We start from the raw sequence: 20,770 nt of genomic DNA on the forward strand, positions 1-20,770 counted from the left end.
TTTATTTAGGTGCTTAGCCTAAAAGCTAATGCTATACCTGCCAATTGATGGGGTCTTTACCCTTGGCAACAAGGTATTGGTTAGTTTGACTGAAGTGTTTACAACCTAAAAAACCTCTGTGTGCTGAGAGTGGCGACGGATGAGGCGCATGTAAGACTTGGTGTTTTTCACGGTCTATGTGCTTACCTTTCTTCTGCGCGTGACTCCCCCACAAAAGAAACACTACGTTTTTGCAGTGTTCATTGACGGCATCAATAACTTTATCTGTGAAAGTTTCCCACCCCCACTTTGCATGACTATGTGCCTTGCCCTGCTCGACAGTGAGAACAGTATTTAGCAACAACACACCTTGCTCTGCCCATGACGTGAGCGTACCGTGATTAGGTTCGACAAAGACGTCGATGTCGGTCAATAACTCTTTGTACATGTTTTTAAGTGATGGCGGTGTTTTAACGCCTGCTTTTACCGAAAAACAGAGACCGTGGGCTTGATTAGGTCCATGATAAGGATCTTGCCCTAATATCACGACTTTAACCTGGTCGAGCGGCGTGTATTTAAGTGCGTTAAATACATCAGGCTGAGGCGGGTATATGACGCATCCCGCCTCTCGCGCATGCTTCACGCGCTCAAGCAATTCAACAAAATAGTCTTTTTGCTTTTCTTCACCAAGCGCGCTCTGCCATGTTGAAACCAATGATGTCATTACTTCAATAAGTCCATCATATGCTGTTTAAGTGCATCGTAAGACGCTGGTAAGTCTACGGCTAAACTATCTTCACCTGCCACGTCGGCCAACGGCTTAGGTAAGCTGATAGGGTTACCTAACACGTTTTCTACGGTTTCTCTAAACTTGGCTGGATGTGCAGTGCCCAAGAACAAACCAATTTCACCGGCTTCTAAGTCATGATTTACCGCGCGGTAGGCAATGGCGGCATGTGGTTCACTGGTATAGCCTTGTTGCGCTAATTGACGCATAGCAAGCTGAGTATACTCTTCATCGACCATCTCACCTTTAAGGCACGCTTTGTCAATGTAACCACGCTCAATAAGGGCCTCAATACGGGGCCAGTTATTTGGCTGGCTCACATCCATGGCATTAGACATTGTCGCTACGGTCGCCTTAGGGTCCCACTCACCGGTTTTAAGGTAGCGAGGCACGGTGTCGTTCAAGTTAGTCGCTGCAATAAAGCGCTTAATTGGTAGGCCTAACGATTTAGCAATCATACCTGCCGTAAGGTTACCAAAGTTTCCGCTAGGTACCGAGACAACAACTTGGTCGCGCTTTTCTTTAGGCAGTTGGCTAACCGCTTCAAAGTAGTAGCAAACCTGGGCTAATAAACGGCTAATGTTGATTGAATTTGCTGAGTTTAGGTGAAGGCCTTCACGTACGTCAGGATCATCAAACGCGGTTTTCACCAACGATTGACACGCATCAAAGTCAGACTCTATTGCCACGGTATGGATGTTACCGCCTAGCGTGGTGAATAGCTTTTCCTGTAGCGCACTGATTTTGCCCTTGGGGAACAAGATAACCACGTTGATATTTTCAATACCGTGGAATGCATGAGCGACAGCAGCGCCTGTATCGCCTGACGTTGCGGTTAAGATAGTCACTGGCTTGCCTTCGCTGATGCGCGAAAGGGTTTGCGCCATAAAGCGGCCGCCGAAGTCTTTAAACGCCAGCGTTGGACCGTGGAAAAGCTCTAAGCAGTACACGTTGTCATTCACTTGCTCAACTGGCGCACCAAAAGCAAACGCAGCCTGTACAATTTCTTCTAGCTCGCCATTGCCTAGTTCATCACCAATCAGCGCACGAAGTACGTCAATGCTGCGCTCGACAAACGGTTTTTCCAACAGTTCATCAATATTGTCTAGAGTAGGAATATGCTCTGGAAAATAAAGCCCTTGGTTTTTGCCTAAGCCGCGCTTTACCGCGTCAGCAAAATTCGCTGTGTCCGATGAATCTTTTAAATTTACCAATTCCACTTGCTGTTACCTTTTTTATTGGGCGAGTACACTGCCCTTTCAAACTCTTAAATTGTTTGTATGCTTGCTCGCCTTGCCCGCGTTATTCGCATTGGCTTTCAAGCATTGCCCTGCCCAGTTTTCTATGTAGTGAAATTAGGCAGATTTAGTTATTGCGTCAATTATTCAGAAATTAGCGTGCCCTGGCTAGGGATTTGGCACACATGACTAAAACCGTCTTCGTTCTGAATGTAGTTCTCAGTTAAATAGGCTGCGACCTTTTCTGCCTGCGCTTTCGATGAGCAAACCGCAAACACCGTTGGGCCTGAGCCGGAAATACCGAACGCCAGCGCGCCGGTTTCTTCGCTAAACGCGCGGGCTTCATCGAAGCCTGGCAGTAGCGACTTTCTGTAGGGCTCGGCGATAACATCTTTCATGACCGACGCAGCTAAGTCAAAGTTGCCTGCATGTAACGCGTGTACAAATACGCCAAGCTGGCGGCCAAAGGTTAGCGCCGTCGCCATATCCACTTGCTTAGGCAATATATCTCGTGCAGCCGCTGTCGACACGCTAATGCCCGAATAACAAATGGCGTAGTACCAGTCGTCGTTCAGAGGTAATGACAGTGTGACAGGCGCGTCGCTCCCCGTCATTAGCGTCATGCCGCCCAAATAACACGGTGCTACGTTGTCATAGTGAACGCTACCGCTAATTTGACCTTCTAGCTCGCCCATCATGATAAGTAACGTATCTTGGTCAAACGGCGTATCGAAGTAAGCATTTAGCGCTGCGAACGCCGCCACTATTGAACTGGCGCTTGAACCTAAGCCGCTACCAATAGGCAAGTTTTTGTGAAGCGTTAGGGCTACCGGAGAAGTCGGTTTTCCAACCTTTTCCATTTGCTCACAAAAATAGTGATAGCACTTGGTGACAATATTGCTATCTGCATCACCTGGAAGCTTATGGGCAAAGCGCCCTACTGTTTCTAACGAAAATGATTGAGCTGCTTTTATTTCAACTTCATCACCTAGCTTAGTGCCGTCAACAGGCGCAAGCGCCGCGCCAAGTACGTCAAAGCCTAAGCTTACATTTCCAATTGATGCCGGCGCAAAGGCCTTGAGTGCTTTCATATTATTTCTCTTACTTCGCTTGCGACCCAGCGCCGTAAATCAATGCCATAACATTACTGGCCTAAGTCGCACCTTCGAATCTCTTATTTTAAGCGCTTATTCACTGCGTTAAGCATACCAAGCGTTAGTTAGCCATTAATGGGCCATTTGTTTCCACGGCATAGTACGCAGAATGTCAGCAAACACCCCTGCAGCCGTTACCGTACCGCCTGCACCATAACCCCTGATTACATAAGGGATTGGGCTGTAGTAATCGCTGTTGATAGCCAGTGCATTTTCGCCATCTTTTACCTGTGAAAGCGGGTTGCTCGCCGGCACTGCTTGAATACTTACTTTACATTTACCGTCTTCTATACTGCCAATATAACGAAGCACTTTGCCTTCTGCTTTGGCTGCTTCCACTTTTTCATTTATTGCAGCATCGAGCTCTGGGAGCTGGTGCATAAATTCGTCAATGGAACAATCTTCAGCAAAACCTGCTGGCAATACTGACTCAATCTCTATATCGGAAAGTTCAAGTTCCAAGTCGGCTTCTCGGGCCATAATAAGCAGCTTACGCGCCACATCCATGCCGCTTAAGTCGTCACGTGGGTCAGGCTCAGTGAAACCGTTATCTTTTGCTGTTTGTGTCGCTTGCGACAAGCTCATGCCTTCTTCAAGTTTCCCAAACACATAAGACAAGCTGCCTGACAAAATCCCTTCAAAGCGATGCAGAACGTCACCTGCGCTAAACAGCTTTTGCAGGTTATCAATAACCGGAAGGCCTGCGCCCACTGTCGTCTCATAAAGGTATTGGCGGTTAGTAGAAAGTGCCGTTTTGCGCAGCTTACGGTAATAAGCCATGGCACTGGTATTCGCCTTTTTGTTCGGCGTCACTACGTGGAAACCACTTTCCATCATATCAACGTACTGATTGGCAATAGCTTCATGGCTGGTGCAGTCAACAATAACCGGGTTTACCAAGCTATTGTCGTTCGCAAACTGGTGTAAGCGCTCTACGCTTAATCCTTCGCTTGCTGACTCAAGGGCTGCTTTCCAATCACCGCTAAGCTCAATGCCCTGGCTGTTTAACAGCAGCTTGCGGCTATTGGCAATGCCGTAAACTCGCAGCTGTATATTGCGCTTTAACAATGCTGGCTGTTGCTTTTCAATCTGCCCTAGCAGTTCAGTGCCAACGTTGCCACACCCCACTAGGAACACGTCTATGGTATGGCGGTCAGAGAAAAAATTCTGGTGAATAACTTTTACTGCTTTTTTAGCGCGCTTGCTTTCAATAACCGTAGAGATTGAGCGCTCAGAAGAGCCCTGTGCGATGGCTACGTTGTTAACTCGCGCTTGCGCTAGCGAGTTAAAGAAACGGGCTGCCAAGCCTTTGGTTTGACGCATACCGTCACCTACTAAGGTAACAATGGCCAAGTCGTGACGCACTTCGATAGGATCAAGAAGCTGATTTTGAAGCTCAAGCGCAAATGCATCTTCAAGTAGGGTCAACGCGCGATTAGCATCTTTGCTTTGAATACAAAAACTGATTGAATATTCTGAAGAAGACTGGGTAATCAAGCTGATAGAGATATTCGCATTCGACATGACCTCAAACACGCGACTTGCCATGCCTACCATGCCTTTAAGACCAGGGCCTGCAACGTTAAACATAGTTACATTGTCGAGCTGAGAAATACCTTTAACCGACGTCCATACTTCACTTTTCTCGTTACTAATAAGCGTACCCGGCGCCGCAGGATTGAGCGTATTACGGATCAAACAAGGGATATGATGTTGGGCAATAGGGCCAATGGTTTTCGGGTGAAGTACTTTAGCACCAAAATAAGACAGCTCCATAGCTTCTTGATAAGTCAATTTATCAAGCAGTACCGCACCTTCTACTTGGTTCGGGTCAGCATTATACACACCGTCTACGTCGGTCCAGATTTCACAGCAGCTTGCATCGATACAGGCCGCTAAAATGGCCGCAGAATAGTCTGAACCGTTGCGTCCCAGCGTTACTTTTTCGCCCGCTTCGTTTGCGGCAACGAAGCCCGGCATAACTAAGAATTCGCTGCCATCGCAAGGCACATCTGAAAAACGCGCTTTGCTGAGTGACACATCGGCAATACTGTCTAGGTAGTCACCTTCAGCAAGCACATACTTAACCGGGTCGATAACGCGATTAGTTATTCCCTTGGCGGATAGCATAGCGCTAAACAGGGTGACCGAGATATATTCACCGATACTTAGGATACCCGCAGCTACATTATCAGGCGCCACACCTAAAAGTTTGATGCCTTCAAGGTGCTGCTTTAATACACTGAGGTGACTATTGATAAAATCTACCACGCTTGCGTGGGCAAAGCCGTCGAGTTCTTCGTTAAGGTTGTTGGCAATGCCGGTAACCGTGTCGTTCAGTTTAGTTAATAACGGTTGGAAATCTTCACCCGCGGCTGCTTGTTCACACAATAGTGAAAGCGCGTTCGTTACCCCCTTAGGGGCAGAGAGTACAACCGCAGCACCGTCGGTTTGGTGGGTTGCCGTGCTAATTTCCATAACGCGCATGTATCGCGGTGCATCGGCTAGAGAAGAACCCCCAAACTTTAAGACTTTCATATGCTGCTCCTTAAGGTTACGCATGCTAAAACGTGTGTAAAAAAAAGCCCGCTCTGTGTTAGGCGGGCTTTCGTTGTCTTTTGCTTACTTGCACTAGCCAGCGACCGCCCTTTTTAAGGTGGTAATCGACATCATGGTGGTGCGAGTAAGTAGAATCTTTTTCATACAAGCAATTTGCCGTATAGACGTCTATAAGTCAACCGCAGTTTTCACCACACTGTATTGCAAAAAGTGAAACACTCTTTCAAAAACATTTCTTTTTAAGGTACAAACCCGTTTTACCTCACTACGCCGTTTAAGTGTGATACTACACATTGGCTTCTCAAAGCCGTATTGCACGGTGCTTGCTGCTATGACAAAGGTACGTCATGCAAAATGAGTAAACAAATGAGCGACCGGCGGCCTTTGCCGACTAATTTATTTTGCAAGCTTGCTTCAAAAAGGGCGCAGTTGCGCTTTCCTTATTTTTCGCAACGTCTTTTGGTGTGCCCCACGCCACGATTTGTCCACCGTCCTCGCCAGCTCCTGGCCCCATATCAATAATGTGGTCACTAGCGGCGGCCACTTGCATATTATGCTCAACCATCACCACGGTATTACCGCTATCCACAAGCGTACTTAAGTGCTCCAAAAGCAGTGCAGTATCTGAAAGGTGCAAACCTGTGGTCGGTTCGTCCAGCACATAAAGGGTGTTATTGTTTTGCGCACGCTTAAGTTCAGAGGCCAACTTAATACGCTGGGCCTCCCCTCCTGATAGCTCGGTGGCACTTTGCCCCAGTGTAAGATAACCAAGGCCAACGTTAATTAATGTTTTAAGCCCTCGCAAAACTACGCTGTTATCCTCAAATACATCCTGCGCCTCGTTTACTGTAAGAGATAAAATATCGGCAATAGAGTATTTTTTATAGTGAATATCTAAAACCTCATCCTTAAACCGTGAACCATTACAGGCCGAGCAAGGTGAATACACACTTGGCATAAATAGTAATTCTACCGACACAACACCTAGTCCTTCACAGTTGGGGCATCGGCCTTTGGTCACATTAAAAGAAAAATGACCGGCATCATACTCACGGCTTTTGGCGTCGTCAGTGTTAGCAAATAAGCGTCTGATTTGGTCGAACATACCCGTGTAGGTTGCGAGCGTCGAGCGTGGCGTTCTGCCTATAGGAGACTGATCTACAACCACTAAGCGACTAATATTCTCTAATCCGCTGGCGATAAAGCCCTCTTGGGTAACCTTATCTTCGGCTGAAAGTAACGCGACCTCGTTAACTTCACCGTCAGTTTTATCTCTAACGCTACCCAATCCCTCTTTCACTAGCTCTACCAATGCTTGGCTAATAAGACTCGACTTTCCAGAGCCTGAAACGCCAGTAACCGTTGTCATAACGCCAAGGGGAATATCAATATCAATGTTGTTTACATTGTTTCTGCTCACGTTTTTAAGACTTAGCGTCAATAATGAGTTGCATTTTTCTCTTGATACGAGGGGTTTGTCATTGAAAACAAATTCTGAGGTTGGCGAGGTCTCTATGTTCGCGAGTTCATCAACTGGCCCACTGAATATGAGCTCACCACCCTCTTTACCGGCACTAGGGCCAATATCTACTACCCAGTTAGCCCCTTTAATCACATAGGGGTTATGCTCAACAACCAACAGAGAATTACCCGCTTTAGTAATATCATGAAGCGCATTAACCAAGGACTCGACGTCGCGAGGGTGCAACCCAGCCGAAGGTTCATCCATAACAAAAACCACGCCGAATAAATTGGATTTTAGCTGAGTAGCGAGGCGCAGTCGCTGTAACTCGCCAACCGAAATAGTAGTAGTGCTTCTATCTAATGAAAGGTAATGCAGACCTAGCGCGATAATAGGCTTAATTCTATCGATCACATCGTCCGCTATGTTTCTTATGACTTGTGCCCTTTCTGAAGTATCACCTGCTACTGAACCCCGCAGCTTATTCATTTTTTCATTAACCTCGCGCAGCGGTAGCCTTGAAAAGTCAATAATATCGACACCGTCTACCGTAACGTTAAGGGCTTTTTTCTTAAGCTTTTTACCATGACAACGGGGGCACGGTGTAACGGAGAGGAAACGGGAAATACGCTGCTTAACTTTTTCTTTTTGTGAGGTTGTAAAGGTATCTAAAACGTGACGCCTAGCGCTTATAAACTTTCCCTTATAGCTAGCAGGTTCGCCCTCTGCTAGCGCTTTGCGCGTTTGTTCTAGGTTGTAATTTCGATAGACAGGCACCTGTGGCGCCTCGTCTGTATATAAGATCCAATCGCGCGTCGCTTTCGGCAATTCACGCCACGGCACATCCACGTCAATATCAAGAGACAGCAGCACCCGGACAAGATTTTTACCTTGCCACGCACCGGGCCAAGCCGCCACAGCCCCTTCTCGAATGGTTAGGGTATCGTCAGGCACTAAAAGCTGAGCTTGAGTATCAAACACTTTACCGATACCGTCGCACCGCTCGCATGCGCCTTGAGGCGTGTTGGGTGAAAAGCCGTCTGCATATATAATAGCTTGGCCTTCTGGGTAATCCCCTGCTCGGGAATAAAGCATACGCAGGCTGTTAGAAAGGGTAGTTATACTGCCAATAGATGAACGCACTGACGGCGCTTGGCGACGCTGATGTAAGCCAACGGCTGGCGGTAATCCCTCCAAGGCATCAACTTCTGGCTTTTCGACTTGTTCTATTAGACGCCGGGCGTAGGGCGATATGGAATCTAAATAACGATGCTGCGCCTCGGCGTACAGCGTACCAAACGCCAACGAGGACTTGCCTGAGCCAGATACGCCGGTAAAAACTACAACGCAATCTCGAGGTATATCAACGTTGATATTCTTTAAGTTATGTACGCGAGCACCGCGTATCTGAATTTGCCCTTCATCCTTATGCACCTATTCACCTATATCGTTATTTGCACTGAAACTGCGGCCCTTTTTAACAATGTAAAGGCCGACAGACGTTATAGTGTGTAGAGATTTTGGCTTTTTTTCGATCAGTAAATCAGGCAGCCTGCTAACTATCTGAGACGATATGTTGAGCCAGAAAATCCACTAATAATCTAATTTTAGGCGCGACATTACGGTTTGAAGGGAACACCGCCCATATCGCTTCTTGCTTATCTTTGTACTCAGGAAACACTTCGATGAGCTCGCCAGAAGCCAAAGCATCTCGCACATAAAAGCCTGGCAACTGGGCTAGCCCCAACCCGGCAATAGCTGCGCTGTATAAAGCATTACCGCTGTTATAGCGAGCCCGACCTTGCACACCAACAGACTGAATTTTGTTGTTCACCATAAATCGCCAATAAGGTTGTGAACCTACCAATAAGGAGTGATTTTTTAACTCGTCGATAGTTTGAGGTTGACCGTGCTCTTCAAAATACGCTTTACTGCCACAAACAAAAAGATGACGTGTTGCTAGCTTTTTGGCCACCAGCGTCGAGTTTTCAAGTTTTCCAATTCGAATGGCTAAGTCGAGGCCCATATCCACGATATCGAGCTTTTCATTCGAGAAAATGCACTGCACGCTAATGCCTGAATACTTCTGCATAAATGCATTGAGTAGCGGTGCTATAAATGCTTCGCCAAATGCTACAGGCGCTGTGAGTTTAATTAAACCCTGCGGTGAGTTTTGCAATGCGCTTACTGATAGCTGTGCATCTTCAAGCGCTTTTAATGCTGGCAGTGCTTGTTCACAATATAAAGTACCGGCTTCGGTGAGTGAAACGCTTCGCGTAGTACGATGCAGTAATTTTACGCCAAGCTGCTTTTCTAAAGACGCCACTTTTCGGCTTATTTGTGCCACCGACGTATCAAGCTTATTAGCTGCGCCGGTGAAATTACCTACCTCAGCAACGGCGCAAAACTCTGCTATGCCCTCTAAATATTTCATCAATGCTACTCGTAAATTCGTCAGCTATTAACACGCACGTTGCGCTCCATTCCCCCGATACTAGTCATCTTTCGCCATTATTACAAATATGCAAAAGTGATTTACTAAAAGTGTATTTATCAATAGTAATTTGTCTCCTATACTTTGGCTTATAAAGCGTTATCAAATAATTGATATAAAGGAGTCATAACATGGCATCGTTCAAAGATTCATTGCAAGAAGGTCAAACCCACATTAAGTCTAAAGCCGCCGTAGCCTGGGCCGCGGGTGAGCCGTTAAAAATGGAGGAAGTTGACGTAGAGCTGCCTAAAAAAGGTGAAGTTCTCGTTCGGATCGTTGCTACCGGCGTATGCCACACTGACGCGTTTACCCTTTCGGGTGACGATCCAGAAGGCGTATTCCCTTCAATTCTGGGTCACGAGGGTGGCGGTATTGTTGAAATGGTTGGCGAATGCGTAACCAGTGTAGAAGTTGGCGACCATGTTATTCCTCTTTACACCGCAGAATGCGGCGAGTGTAAGTTCTGTAAATCGGGGAAGACTAATCTTTGCCAAGCAGTGCGCGAAACCCAAGGTAAAGGCCTAATGCCAGACGGCACAAGCCGTTTTTCTAAAGATGGCGAGCCAATTTACCACTACATGGGCTGCTCAACGTTTTCTGAGTACACGGTTTTACCAGAAATATCGCTAGCAAAAGTTAATAAAAATGCACCACTGGACGAAGTATGCCTACTGGGTTGTGGTGTAACTACAGGCATGGGCGCAGTACTAAAAACCGCAAAAGTACAAGAGGGCGATACGGTTGCTATCTTTGGATTAGGCGGTATCGGTCTATCAGCTATCATTGGTGCTCGCATGGCCGGTGCTGGTCGCATTATTGGTATTGATATCAATGAAAGTAAGTTCGATTTAGCCAAACAACTTGGTGCAACTGATGTAGTAAATCCCAACAACTTCGACAAGCCTATTCAGGAAGTGATTGTTGAAATGACCGACGGCGGCGTTGACTACTCATTTGAGTGTATCGGTAACGTAAACGTGATGCGTTCAGCCCTAGAGTGCTGTCATAAAGGCTGGGGTGAGTCGGTGATCATCGGTGTTGCGGGCGCTGGGCAAGAAATTTCAACGCGCCCATTTCAATTAGTGACAGGTCGTGTATGGCGTGGTTCTGCGTTTGGTGGTGTTAAAGGTCGCTCAGAGCTGCCGGGCATTGTAGAGCAATACTTAAACGGCGACTTTGGTCTTCAAGAGTTTATTACTCACACAATGGGTCTTGATAAGATCAACGAAGCGTTCGACCTAATGCATAAAGGCGAAAGCATCCGCTCTGTTGTGCATATGGATAAATAATACGAACCATTGAAAAACATCTAAGGAGAGGAGCCCCTCTCCTTTTAAACCTATGCTATATCACTCCCTGCTCTAACGCCTTGAGCACGGCTCTGGTTCTATCTCTCACACCGAGCTTGGCTCTTCATTAGACTAGATCAGGAACTTCCCAAGACTAAACCTAGTTCCTAATGTAAACGCTATTGTTTAAGACTTATTCACAGCTTTTACTACTTGGACAATAGGTAGCAAGCGTGTAACGTAGCAATCATAATCACATCGGTGTCAACAGTGAGCTCTGAATGATGAAAAAGACCCAACCAGCAGTACTTGCAAAAATGAAAAATACACCATCGCTTCAAAAGTCTACGTTACTTCGCGTTGTCACGACCGCATTTATTAGCGTAGGGCTAGGATTGAGTTTATGCGCAAACGCTTATCATGAGGGCAACTCAATTCAGCAAGCGAGTAATGACACGCAGATGGAAACAGCACCTACACTTGCAACACTCACCAATTACCAAGAAAACGTGCCATTTATGTATTCTTCTGGCTTGCCCGATGCTGCTCATTTTTCTTTGCTAAAAGAGAAAGGGCTAACTCACGTTATAGACTTGATCCCAGGAGATCGAAGCAGTGAAATTTTAACTACCTCAGAATTAGGGCTTGATTATTTTAATGTGCCTGTTGATTGGGAAGGCCCTACGCTCGCTAACTTTTTAAATTACGCAGCGTTTATGCAAAGCGTAGATGTGAGTAAAGACAAGGTACTGACCCACTGTAAACTGAATTGGCGAGGTGCTGCTTTTACATACTTATACAGAATCAACGTACTTGGGGAAAATGAACAAAACGCCAAGAAAGATCTTATGGCTATTTGGCATCCTAATCCGACATGGTACGCCTTTATGAGCGACGTTATCACTCACTACAATGCGCTAAACAACAGCCAAGTGGCGATGTCCTTCGACGCTGCCTTGCCAGAACAGGGTTAGGTTTTTTATTTAAGCGGTTGAATACTCGTGTAAACCCACTCTTTAATAACAAAGATATGTGAAATTTCAGATACACAATTGACACATATGAAATTTCATATACGATACATCACATACGAAATTTCATATGTGACGTAATTTATGTCTGAGTGTTTACTGTCGCCCTTAACATTTTTTAAATGCCTATCTGAAGACACCCGCTTAAAAACGCTTTTAATGCTCAGCGTAAAAGGCGAACTATGCGTATGCGACCTTACCGACGCGCTGCAATTAAGCCAGCCAAAAATATCACGTCATCTCGCTGATTTACGAAAATGCGGTCTAGTACTCGATACCCGAAAGGGCAAATGGGTGTATTACCAACTCCACCCTGACCTACCGGCCTGGGCACGCGACGTCATTAAAAATACCGCTAACTATAACGATGAATATTTCAGCGAAGCCTTAGCGAATTTGTCTTGCACGAGTTGCTGACGCCCGAATTTTCTGGCTTACGTCATTGGTGTTAATTGCAGCATAAAACCTCATCAAAGGTCTGCTTTTTAGAAGTTTTTTACGTTTTTCGATGGCTATTCAAAATAGCTTCGACCAATTAAACAAGGTGTTATATGAAGATTTTATATATTTGTACGCATAACCGTTGTCGCAGCATCCTGTGCGAAGCTATCACTAATGCCTCTACCGGCAATGTAGAAGCGCGTAGTGCAGGCAGCCAGCCTGTAGGTGAAGTACACCCGCTCTCCCTTAAATATTTGGCTGACCGTGGTATTGATACCGAGGGCCTTAGAAGCCAATCTTGGGACGAGTTTGAAGACTACAATGCCGACCTTGTGGTAACAGTATGCGACTCGGCAGCTGGCGAATCGTGCCCCGTGTATTTCGGTAAATCACTTAAAGTTCACTGGGGCTTGGAAGACCCCTCGAAGTTAGAAGGCACAGAGGAAGAAAAAGCTAAGGCGTTCAATACCACAATCGATATTATCGAAAAGCGTGTTGCCGCGTTAGCTGAGCTGGCTGAAAAAAATCTAGATAAAGCGGCCCTTAAAGAGGCGCTATCAACGTTAGGAGCGAAATAATGAGCAAGGAGGTATCAAACAACAGCACACCTTCTGTACAATCACCGTCTGATAACGCGGTAATGGAACAAATGCACAAGCCTATCATGGCCAACTTTGCCTCGACGTTTTCAGAGCATAAGCCTCGCATTTTGTTACTTTACGGTTCGCTTAGAGAACGCTCTTATAGCCGCTTGGTCATTGAAGAGTCGGCTAGATTGCTTGAATACTTTGGCGCAGAAGCCAAGATCTTTGACCCTCGTGGATTGCCACAACCCGATACTGAAGACGACTCACATCCCAAAGTCAAAGAACTCCGCGAGCTAATGATGTGGTCTGAAGGCCAAATTTGGTGTTCACCCGAGCGTCACGGCAGCATGACCGGCATTATGAAAAGCGTGATTGACTGGGTACCGCTTAGCCTTGGCGGCGTGCGCCCGACTCAAGGTAAAACACTGGCCATTATGCAGGTATCAGGCGGTTCACAGTCGTTTAATGCGGTAAACCAAATGCGAATTTTGGGCCGTTGGATGCGCATGTTAACTATTCCTAATCAGTCTTCGGTAGCAAAAGCGTTTCTCGAATTTGAAGAAGATGGCCGAATGAAACCCTCTCCCTACTACAACCGCATCGTAGACGTAGTAGAGGAACTTGTGAAATTCACTTTATTAACCCGTGACAATAAAGACTTTTTAGTCGATCGCTATTCTGAGCGTGTTGAAAGCGCAGAAGAAGTGAGCAAACGCGTCAACCAAAAATCCATATAAGGTAAATTGAAATGGGATTCTTCGAACGATATTTATCAGTATGGGTTGGCCTTTGCATAATTGCCGGAGTGGGCTTGGGCTATGCCGTACCAGGCGTATTTGAGTCTATTGCAGCGCTGGAATATGCACACGTAAACCTTGTAGTGGCAGTACTTATTTGGTTAATGATTTATCCAATGATGGTACAAATCGACTTTAGCTCAATCAAAGACGTAGGTAAAAAACCAAAAGGCTTGGTGCTTACACTGGTAGTAAATTGGCTTATCAAGCCTTTCACTATGGCGCTTCTAGGTTGGCTTTTCTTTAAGGGCATTTTTGCCGACTGGGTTGATCCACAAACTGCGACAGAATACATTGCCGGCATGATTTTACTGGGCGTTGCCCCCTGTACAGCTATGGTGTTCGTGTGGAGTCACCTCACCAAGGGGGATGCGAACTACACTTTAGTACAGGTATCGATTAACGACTTAATCATGGTAGTTGCCTTTGCACCGCTTACTGCCATGCTGCTAGGCGTAACAGACATCACGGTTCCTTGGGACACCCTGCTGCTCTCTGTCGCTCTCTATGTAGTACTGCCGTTGGTAGCGGGTTACATCACGCGCCGTCACATGGAAAAGCAAAGCGCTAACGGGAATGCGGCAATGTCGAAAAATAGCGTAGTTGACACATTGGTTAGCAAGTTAAAACCATTTTCAGTCATTGGCTTACTACTGACTATCGTTATTTTATTTGGTCTTCAAGCGAAAACCATTTTATCGCAGCCCCAAGATATCGTGCTTATTGCCATACCGCTACTAATACAAACGTACGGTATTTTCGCCATTGCCTACTTTGCAGCAAAGCGCATGAAGCTACCGCACAATATTGCAGCACCGGCATGTATGATTGGTACGTCTAACTTTTTCGAGTTAGCGGTTGCCGTGGCAATTTCTCTCTTCGGGCTTCACAGCGGTGCGGCTTTAGCGACTGTAGTAGGCGTATTAGTGGAAGTTCCGGTTATGCTTTCACTAGTGTGGTTTGCTAACAAAACCCGTCATTGGTTTGATTAATAGTAAGCATTTGTGTAACTGCACATCCGTTATTTTCTAAATAACGCCAGTGTAGTATCTCTCAGATTAACTATTCTCCACCACCACTATTATTCGTGCTGGTACACAACGAAAAAGAGCGAACCAAGGTTCGCTCTTTTTTGTAAACGGATAATTTAAACGGCAATTGCAGTCTGGTAGGTTTCAGGCAGAATAAAACCAAAACGACAAAGAATGGTTTTCAACGCATCACGTTTAATTGGCTTTTCTATAAAGGATAGCGCCCCTAACGACATCACTTTTTCTTGCATCAGCGGCTGAATATCGCCAGAAATCACGATAACGAACACCTCAAGCTTACGGTGCTTAATTTCGCTTAATACACCGAGGCCATCTAGAACCGGCATGGTAAGGTCAAGCAAAACCAAGTCGATGGTGTGATGTGCTAACACCTCTAAAGCATCCATACCGTTTGACACTTCATAGATAGTTTCAGCGAATCCCTCTGGCAAGTTATTTCTCGCCATCTTTCTGGCCAGCGAAGAATCATCACAAATAAGAATATTAAAACCCATCAACAACAAACTTATAAATGGTTGATAATCGACCGACAGAATACCTTAAACGAAAGTATAATAAAATATAAAAAGCCTCTAATAATGCCTAACTTATTCCGGTTATAACCCAAAGTTTTCTCTGAAAAAGAAGGGATTTATGGTAAATCTAGTAGGTAACAGACCAAGGAAATACGCCAATGCAAGAGTTAGCCGCTAGCGATGATAAGCAATTAGTTAAAAAAGTTGCCTACCAGATTTTGTCTCATTTCGATAAGAGCTATCGGTGGTTTACACGTATTACACGTGGCGCTCAGGAGAGGTTTGAAAAGGGAAACTGGAAAGAGACGCAGCTTGCATCAAAAGAGCGTATTACTATTTATGAACAAAGCCTTTCTGACGCTGTAGCCGAGATATACCACTTAACGCAAGTTCATCAAAAAGACGATGCTTTTTGGCAAGAACTTAAGAAAGTATTCGCTTTGCAACTCGAAGGCCACCCACAGTTTGAGCTTGCCGAAACCTTTTACAATTCGGTTATTGGCCGCTTTTTCAAACATAGAAAAATTGACAACGACATGATGTTTGTCCTGCCAAGCCGCTGTTTCCTGCCAGGCCAAGACCGAGACAAAGTCATTAACAGCTTTGACACGACAACGACGGTTCGCGAAATGTATGAGTCGATTTTCAAAATCTATCGATACAACATTCCGTTTGAAAACTTCGAGCGGGATTTACAGCATCTAGAAGAGGCACTTCGCGCGCGGTTAAACAAAGAACAGCTTGCCAGCGTTCAGGCAGTTGAAATTTTAAAACCCACTTTTTTTCGTGGTAAAGCCGCTTATTTGATTGGCCGAATTTGCATGCCCGAAGAAACACTGCCGTTTGTTATTGCCATGCGAAGATACAATGAGCCCCATATGTTCGTCGACGCTTTGCTTACTGACAGAAAAGATTTAAGCGTTATTTTTGGTTTTGCTCGCAGCTATTTTATGGCTGATACCCAAAACCCTGCCGAAGTCGCCGCTTTTCTTCAAGAGCTTTTGCCGAACAAAAAGCATTTCGAACTTTACATGTCGATGGGACATTACAAACATGGTAAGACGGTTTTCTATCGAAACTTTTTACAGCACATGGACGAATCTGACGATAAGTTTGAAGCTGCGCCCGGCATTCGCGGTTTAGTTATGATGGTTTTTCACCTGCCGTCTTACGGCGTGGTGTTTAAGATTATTAAAGATGAGTTTGCAGAGAGCAAAAAAATTACTCGCGATCACGTTAAGGAATGCTACAAACTGGTCAAGATGTCTGACCGCGTGGGCCGAATGGCAGATACTCACGAATACGTAAACTTTAGGTTTCCTTTAGACAGAATTGAACCTGAACTCATCGATGAACTCAAGGAAACTTGTGCATCGAGCCTGGAATTTACAGAATCTGAACTCATCATTAAGCACATGTACATAGAGCGAAAAATGACCCCGCTCAATCTGTACCTGCAAGAAGAAACTGATGAAGAAAAAATCACACGTGCTATTGATGAGTTGGGGTTATGTATCAAACAAATAGCGATGGCTAATATATTTCCAGGGGATATGCTCCATAAAAATTTCGGTATTACGCGCCACGGCCGCGTTATTTTCTATGATTACGATGAAATTTGTTTAATGAACGAACGTAATTTTAGAGCGCTGCCAAAATCTGATGATCCTTATGCAATCGACACCTTGTCTGTCGGTCCTAACGATGTGTTTCCTGAGCAATTTGAACATTTCATTGTAGGAAAACGTAAGTTCAAAGATATCTTGAAATCCCTTCACGGCGACTTGATGACGCCTGAATATTGGCATGAAGTACAGGAAAAATGTGCACGGGGTGATGTACAGCACTTTACACCATACAGCGCGACTATGCGCTTTGAGAGAGGAGAGTAATAAATAGTGCGCCTTTCAAGAATGAAATTAACAATTGAAAAAAACGCTATATGCACAAAAGCTTAAAAGTGATCGTTTCATTGCTCCATGTACGTAAAAGAACCATAAAGCGTTAATGCTTTTTGACTGCTTGAACTCGCTTGCTGTTAAAAAACCGATGTATCAGGTAATAGCAATGCCAAACAAGCGTTTGAATGTTGATAACCATAAGAAGCGTAATAATGAAAGTGCTACTTGTAGAAGATGATCCTAAAGTTGCCTCGCACATTGCTAATGGACTGTTGGGCGAAGGGCATGAATGTATTACAGTTGGTGATGGAGCATCTGGCTACCGTGAAGCGTCACAAAGCGAACTAGACGCCGTGATATTAGATGTCATGCTTCCTGAACTCGACGGTTTTTCAGTTTTAGAAAAGCTTCGCGAGGAAGGCAACACCACTCCCGTTTTGTTGCTAAGCGCAAAAAGCCAAGTTGAAGACAAAGTGCGAGGCCTTCGTACCGGTGCAAACGACTACCTGACAAAGCCATTTGCTTTTGAAGAATTGCTTGCTCGTGTTGAGGGGCTAGCCGGTCGCAATAAAGAAAGCGAGGATAAAACGCTGATAAAGGTGGGCGATCTAACCCTTGATTTGGTCAACCGTAAAGTACTGCGTGGTGACCAAGAGATTGATTTACAGTCCAAAGAGTTCCAGTTGCTTGAATGCTTGCTCCGCCACAAAGGTAAAGTAGTAACGCGCAGTATGCTGCTTGAACAGGTTTGGAATTATCATTTCGACCCACAAACAAACGTGATTGATGTGCACATAAGCCGTTTACGTCAAAAAGTAGACAAGGCGTTTAATGTTCCACTCATCGAAACAGTAAGAGGCACAGGGTACCGCATAGCGGACGAGCTTGCATGATAGCGATCCGCGACTTTACGCGAAGCTCTAGCTTTCGTGTAGGCGTATTGCTCACTACCTTAGCTTGCATTGCTATCGTTCTTATCGTTTATTTTTGGCGCTTAACTAGCAGCGATCTATTTATTTCTGAATCTAACGCTGCGGTTAACGCCAAAACAAACGCATTAATCACACTTCACGAGAAGCTTGGTATCGAAGCGGTAATCGCCTCCATCAGGTCAGATAATCTCCCCCCTGACGCGTCCAACGCCAGTTCCCAAGGGGGCGTTTTCAATAATTTACGCTCATTTATTGCGTTGAGTAAAGATGGTCAAATAGTAGCAGGTAATTTGTCTTCCGTTCCACTTGTGCTAGAGCGTCACAAAGGGGCGAGTTTTGACACGGCTGAAATCGTTATTACTCGCGAAAACAGTAATTCTCGGAAAATACTCCACCAAGCGCTAATGAGAGAAACAAGGTTAGGTGAATACGAACTTTACGTTGGGCGAGGTATCGACGACTTGTACAGCGCGCAATGGTTCGGTAAAACCTTTAGCTGGATAATCGTTATATTGCTTTGTACGTTAAGTGTTTTGAGTTTCGCCATCGCCGTTTATGTCGTAAATAGAATTAACCGTATGTCGCAGACCGCCGACAAAATTATCAAAACCGGTAGTCTTGAAGAGCGCTTAGAGATCGACAGTAACTGGGATGATTTAAGCAGCCTTTCTTTCGTTTTCAATCAGATGCTTGACACTATTGAGAGTTCGGTGAATAACATCAAGTCGGTTACAGATAGCATTGCTCATGATTTGCGAACGCCACTTTCCAGACTTCGCAACACGTTAGAAAAAATTGAAGACGACGAACTTCGCAATGAGACAACGCAAGAAGCTGACAACTTGCTTAATATGTTTAACAGCCTTTTGCGCATAAGTGGTCTTGAGACCACGAATAAAAAAGAAGGCTTCTGCAGCACAGATGCACGCGCTATCGTCGAGGACGTGGTTGATCTTTATCATCCCCTTGCCGAGGAACGAAATATTCAACTCTCGAGCAACCTTGATGACGTAACAATGCTTGCCGACCCCAATTTGCTGTTCCAAGCAGTGGCTAATGTATTAGATAATGCAATCAAATATTCGAATGAAAATAGTATGGTTACTGTTCAGCTAACAACCACGCCCAAACATATTGTGATTGCCGTAAATGATGCAGGCATAGGTGTGGGTGAACACGAGATAATAAATTTAGAACGCCGATTTTATCGGGCCGATGGCAGTAGAACCAGTAAAGGGAACGGGTTAGGTTTATCTCTCGTTTCCGCGATAGTAAAGCTACACGACGGACAAACGTGGTTCGTACACGACCCCTTAATGAAAGGGCACGGTTTAGGCGTGGTGTTTTGTTTCCCCAAATAGCGAGTTATTAATTTGGGGGACCAGTGAAGCGATTTTTAAATACGGTTATTTGAAGCAGCCTTATGGCTGCTTCTGCATAAATATCGTCACCTCTGCCATAACTAGGCCGAACTTGCGAATGTATGAACGGTTCATCATAGTGCTGTCGTCAAACGCCCAAAACCAATCATCGAACGTTACCGAATAGGTGGTATCGTCAACTGGTAAATCCATCTGATAGTGAAAGTTGAATGCATTGCCGTAGCTGGTGCCTTTAGCTGGCCCATCAATATCACCCGCGCTGCCAATAAAGGTGTTGTCGCTTTGCTTTACAATTTTCCAAGTGCGAGATTTAGGTCCGTCACCCACGCCATAATCAAACGTTTCATCCAACGTTAGCGTTTCGCCGTCAATAGCACCATCAATATTAACGACGAACCTCTGTACAACTTCTCCAGAGCGATTTTGGACAATTCCCCAAGCTTTCACATTGCCGTCAAAAAACTGCTCGATATTAAACGCAGGCGTCACTGACTGATAGTCTTCACCCTCAACAGAGACAGAGCAGCCTGATAGTCCAGCAACACTCAATGTAGCGAGGCTAAGGCCTAAAACGAGTTTACACGCACTTTTTATCATCGAATAATGTCCTACGTAATCAATTAAAATATATAGGGTTCAAGAAAGAGTTTGGGCCTTCTTACCCCTTGCCGAGCAACTTTTTTCTAAACTTTGGCTCTGAAGTTTTCTCACTCAACCAGATATCAAAGAACCGCTGAGTAAAAGCGGAATCTTGGATTTCGTCAGACATTTCGCCATTCACATAGAAAATACTTTTGCCATCTTCAGTTGCGATGCCGGTAATAACGTCACCTTCACTGACATCAGGAAATATTTTTTCCATCAAAGCCAGCCATTTTTGAGCGTTATCTGAAGACACATCCCCTTGCTTCGTCATTTCATCAATAGAACGTTCAGCAATTTTCTTCCCTTCAAGGTCTCTTTGATAAGTTAAACGCAAAGCAAATGGTGGCGCATTGTTGTATGTGCCCTCAGGGGCAAATAATTCGCCAGTGTAAACATCCCAAAAGTAATAGGAAAACATGCCTTTACCCACTAGTTTTGCTTTAGGTACGTGCTCTTCTATACGCTCAGCGCTCGCCTTTTGTGAATTTACGTCCTGTGCCAATGTCTTATTCGACATAAATATTG

At 45.1% G+C, this 20,770-nt stretch carries 18 protein-coding genes; 9 read left to right on the top strand and 9 right to left on the bottom strand.

From position 1 onward, the window contains the following. Window positions 1-31: 31 nt before the first annotated feature. The 6 genes from ung to JC525_RS02580 all read right to left on the bottom strand — a co-directional run bounded on the left by ung (window position 32) and on the right by JC525_RS02580 (window position 9,613). A complete protein-coding gene (gene ung, locus JC525_RS02555; protein ID WP_198814197.1) occupies window positions 32-703 on the bottom strand; it encodes a uracil-DNA glycosylase in 672 nt (223 codons plus the stop codon). Beyond that, window positions 703-1,986: a threonine synthase gene (gene thrC, locus JC525_RS02560; RefSeq protein ID WP_198814199.1), complete on the bottom strand. Its 1,284-nt coding sequence runs from the start codon at window positions 1,984-1,986 to the stop codon at window positions 703-705. Before thrC ends, ung begins: the two co-directional genes overlap by 1 nt. 161 nt (window positions 1,987-2,147) lie before the next feature. Then, on the bottom strand, window positions 2,148-3,095 hold the full coding sequence (thrB, locus tag JC525_RS02565) for a homoserine kinase (RefSeq protein ID WP_198814201.1): 948 nt from the start codon (window positions 3,093-3,095) through the stop codon (window positions 2,148-2,150). 135 nt (window positions 3,096-3,230) lie between these two features. Beyond that, window positions 3,231-5,696, bottom strand: coding sequence for a bifunctional aspartate kinase/homoserine dehydrogenase I (thrA, locus tag JC525_RS02570; RefSeq protein WP_198814203.1), 2,466 nt, complete (start codon window positions 5,694-5,696; stop codon window positions 3,231-3,233). 412 nt (window positions 5,697-6,108) lie between these two features. Next, on the bottom strand, window positions 6,109-8,613 hold the full coding sequence (locus JC525_RS02575; RefSeq protein WP_198814205.1) for an excinuclease ABC subunit UvrA: 2,505 nt from the start codon (window positions 8,611-8,613) through the stop codon (window positions 6,109-6,111). Between the two features lie 121 nt (window positions 8,614-8,734). Further along, entirely contained in the window at window positions 8,735-9,613 is an 879-nt protein-coding gene (locus JC525_RS02580; RefSeq protein ID WP_198814207.1) for a LysR substrate-binding domain-containing protein, read from the bottom strand. A gap of 191 nt (window positions 9,614-9,804) precedes the next feature. On the opposite strand from JC525_RS02580, the gene JC525_RS02585 reads away from it, so the two are divergent. The 6 genes from JC525_RS02585 to arsB all read left to right on the top strand — a co-directional run bounded on the left by JC525_RS02585 (window position 9,805) and on the right by arsB (window position 14,810). Then, window positions 9,805-10,962, top strand: coding sequence for an S-(hydroxymethyl)glutathione dehydrogenase/class III alcohol dehydrogenase (locus tag JC525_RS02585; RefSeq protein ID WP_198814209.1), 1,158 nt, complete (start codon window positions 9,805-9,807; stop codon window positions 10,960-10,962). 281 nt (window positions 10,963-11,243) lie between these two features. Further along, window positions 11,244-11,936 (top strand): hypothetical protein, encoded by a 693-nt coding sequence (locus JC525_RS02590; RefSeq protein ID WP_233094903.1) that lies wholly within the window; start codon window positions 11,244-11,246, stop codon window positions 11,934-11,936. A gap of 141 nt (window positions 11,937-12,077) precedes the next feature. Further along, window positions 12,078-12,410, top strand: a complete 333-nt coding sequence (locus tag JC525_RS02595; protein WP_198814211.1) for a metalloregulator ArsR/SmtB family transcription factor — start codon at window positions 12,078-12,080, stop codon at window positions 12,408-12,410. A gap of 134 nt (window positions 12,411-12,544) precedes the next feature. Then, window positions 12,545-13,012 carry an arsenate reductase ArsC gene (locus JC525_RS02600; protein ID WP_198814213.1) on the top strand — a complete coding sequence of 156 codons (468 nt, stop codon included), beginning with the start codon at window positions 12,545-12,547 and terminating at the stop codon, window positions 13,010-13,012. A 62-nt stretch (window positions 13,013-13,074) separates the two neighbouring features. Then, complete coding sequence (gene arsH, locus JC525_RS02605; RefSeq protein WP_233094941.1) at window positions 13,075-13,758, top strand: arsenical resistance protein ArsH; 684 nt, start codon at window positions 13,075-13,077, stop codon at window positions 13,756-13,758. A gap of 11 nt (window positions 13,759-13,769) precedes the next feature. Continuing rightward, window positions 13,770-14,810 carry an ACR3 family arsenite efflux transporter gene (gene arsB / locus JC525_RS02610; protein ID WP_198814222.1) on the top strand — a complete coding sequence of 347 codons (1,041 nt, stop codon included), beginning with the start codon at window positions 13,770-13,772 and terminating at the stop codon, window positions 14,808-14,810. A gap of 155 nt (window positions 14,811-14,965) precedes the next feature. On the opposite strand, the gene JC525_RS02615 is transcribed toward arsB, so the two are convergent. Continuing rightward, window positions 14,966-15,364, bottom strand: coding sequence for a response regulator (locus JC525_RS02615; RefSeq protein WP_198814225.1), 399 nt, complete (start codon window positions 15,362-15,364; stop codon window positions 14,966-14,968). A gap of 179 nt (window positions 15,365-15,543) precedes the next feature. Between JC525_RS02615 and aceK the strand changes: the two genes are divergently transcribed. The 3 genes from aceK (at window position 15,544) to JC525_RS02630 (ending at window position 19,579) form a co-directional block, all read left to right on the top strand. Beyond that, entirely contained in the window at window positions 15,544-17,277 is a 1,734-nt protein-coding gene (aceK, locus tag JC525_RS02620; RefSeq protein ID WP_198814226.1) for a bifunctional isocitrate dehydrogenase kinase/phosphatase, read from the top strand. A 221-nt stretch (window positions 17,278-17,498) separates the two neighbouring features. Then, complete coding sequence (locus JC525_RS02625) at window positions 17,499-18,179, top strand: response regulator transcription factor (protein WP_198814228.1); 681 nt, start codon at window positions 17,499-17,501, stop codon at window positions 18,177-18,179. Beyond that, on the top strand, window positions 18,176-19,579 hold the full coding sequence (locus tag JC525_RS02630; protein ID WP_198814230.1) for a HAMP domain-containing sensor histidine kinase: 1,404 nt from the start codon (window positions 18,176-18,178) through the stop codon (window positions 19,577-19,579). Before JC525_RS02625 ends, JC525_RS02630 begins: the two co-directional genes overlap by 4 nt. A gap of 60 nt (window positions 19,580-19,639) precedes the next feature. Here the strand turns inward: JC525_RS02630 and JC525_RS02635 are convergent, their stop codons facing one another. Together JC525_RS02635 and JC525_RS02640 are read right to left on the bottom strand one after the other, a co-directional pair. Continuing rightward, window positions 19,640-20,197: a DUF3833 domain-containing protein gene (locus tag JC525_RS02635; protein WP_198814232.1), complete on the bottom strand. Its 558-nt coding sequence runs from the start codon at window positions 20,195-20,197 to the stop codon at window positions 19,640-19,642. A gap of 61 nt (window positions 20,198-20,258) precedes the next feature. After that, window positions 20,259-20,762, bottom strand: a complete 504-nt coding sequence (locus JC525_RS02640) for a chalcone isomerase family protein (RefSeq protein WP_198814234.1) — start codon at window positions 20,760-20,762, stop codon at window positions 20,259-20,261. Between the last annotated feature and the right edge of the window lie 8 nt (window positions 20,763-20,770).

It is taken from the genome of Alteromonas sp. IB21, from assembly GCF_016405965.1.
Taxonomy (GTDB): Bacteria; Pseudomonadota; Gammaproteobacteria; order Enterobacterales; family Alteromonadaceae; genus Alteromonas.